Origin of the sequence: Sulfitobacter sp. (assembly GCF_041552635.1) — a bacterium.
Classification (GTDB): domain Bacteria; phylum Pseudomonadota; class Alphaproteobacteria; order Rhodobacterales; family Rhodobacteraceae; genus Sulfitobacter.
Genome location: NZ_JBFEKM010000390.1, coordinates 1 through 1,170, shown reverse-complemented (window position 1 = coordinate 1,170; position 1,170 = coordinate 1). Strand labels below are relative to the sequence as shown.

Annotated in this window: 1 protein-coding gene; it reads right to left on the bottom strand. The window is 44.9% G+C overall.

Going from position 1 to position 1,170, the window contains the following annotated elements; all coding sequences use genetic code 11:
- The coding region (locus ABYT07_RS21325; protein ID WP_372993994.1) for an Ig-like domain-containing protein at positions 1–1,170 on the bottom strand (1,170 nt) is incomplete at both ends.

The following is a 1,170-nucleotide window of genomic DNA, read 5'->3' as shown; positions in this document are numbered from 1 at the left end:
TGTCATTTATACCATCGCCATCTGGTGAAAGAACTTGTACAGGAGTAACTTCAATAGGTCTACACGAATCAGTTGCTCTTAACGGGTCGCAAATATCAAGTGGATCGCTTATGCCAACAGCTACCGTTGTTGTAGTATTATCATCGATCCCATTCACTTCTTCCCCATCTGTAAGTCCATCGCCATCGGTATCCGGATTATTTGGATCTGTTTCCAGAATCGCTTCTTCCTCGTTGGTAAGATCATCATTATCTGGATCACAATCATCTCCTGAAGGATCAACCTCACAAGAATCCCTCGTGTCGATCGTGATGTTCAGTGGCGTTGAAGCTGCACTTGTATTCCCGGCTGCATCGGTAGCAGTTGCTGTGATCGAATAGTCACCATCGGCAAGCTGAGTTCCGCTATGGTCAAAAGTCCAGGTACCATCAATATTCGCCGTAGTGGTTCCAATAGAAGTTCCGTTAACAAATACTTCTACTTTAGATCCGGCTTCCGCAGTACCATTGAAGCTTAAGGTGTTGTCACTGGTGATTCCATCCCCATCGATGTTGGTGTCTTCAGTTATACCACTTACCACCGGTGCATTTGGTGCACTCGTGTCGATCGTGATATTAAGTGGCGTTGAAGCAGCACTTGTATTTCCAGCTGCATCGGTAGCAGCTGCAGTGATCGCATAGTCGCCATCCGAAAGTTCAGTTCCGGTATGGTCAAAAGTCCAGGTACCATCAGTATTCGCCGTAGTAGTTCCAATAGCCGTTCCGTTAACAAATACTTCCACAACAGATCCTGCTTCCGCAGTTCCATTGAAGGTCAATGTATTGTCGTTAGTGATTCCATCGCCATCGATATTCGTATCTTCTGAGACTCCACTCACCTCTGAGGCATTTTGAGCACTCGTGTCGATCGTGATATTAAGTGGCGTTGAATCTGCACTTACATTTACGGCTGTATCAGAAGCAGTGGCAGTAATTGCATAATCACCATCTGCAAGCTGAGTTCCAGTATGACGGAAAGTCCAGTTACCATCAACATCTGAAGTGGTAGTTCCCACAGAGACTCCATTTACAAAAACTTCTACTTTCGATCCTGCTTCTGCAGTTCCATTAAAAGTCAATGTATTGTCGCTAGTGATTCCATCATCATCAACATTTGTGTCTTCTGAAATAC